The sequence below is a fragment of the Mucilaginibacter sp. P5_A4 genome (assembly GCF_056400605.1).
On the sequence record NZ_JBFUKX010000178.1, the window covers coordinates 1 to 620 of the forward strand.

A 620-nucleotide genomic window follows, 5' to 3' on the forward strand; every position below is an offset into this window, starting at 1 on the left:
GCTAAGTCGTAACAAGGTAGCCGTTAGCCGTACCGGAAGGTGTGGCTGGAATACCTCCTTTCTGGAGCAGTATCAGTAACGAAGCTATCGTAACAAGTTACCTACATGATTATTTCTTAAAATAGATATGAGACGTCGGATATGAGATGTGAGATAAAAAGCCAAATGCAAATGAAGCTGCTCTCCATACTCAAATCTAATATCTCACATCTATAATTAAACAAAAAGGAAACCCAAAAGATGAAGCCATCAGTGGTGCAGCCGAAAGGAAGCGAAAGGACACAGTTGGCAGGATGCAGTCCGGAAGTCGAAGGTCATGAGTCAAAAAAGACTTAAGACTCAGAACTTAAGACTCAGAACTGCGAACTAAAAATAAAGAGTCCTGTAGCTCAGCTTGGTTAGAGCACTACACTGATAATGTAGGGGTCAGCAGTTCAAATCTGCTCGGGACTACGATAGGAGCGGAAAGCAGAAAGCCACAGGCAGCAAGCAGGAAACTTCAGGCTAAGAAAGATAGAAAGGAAAAGGCTTTATGCTTTACACCTTGAGCTTTCGGCACATCTTAAGGGGGATTAGCTCAGCTGGCTAGAGCACCTGCCTTGCACGCAGGGGGTCAACGG

General features: G+C 44.7%; 1 tRNA gene. It reads left to right on the forward strand.

Annotation, left to right across the window (positions count from 1 at the left end):
- Window positions 1–378: 378 nt before the first annotated feature.
- Window positions 379–453, forward strand: a tRNA-Ile gene (locus AC1DQW_RS27895).
- The last annotated feature ends 167 nt before the right edge of the window (window positions 454–620 follow it).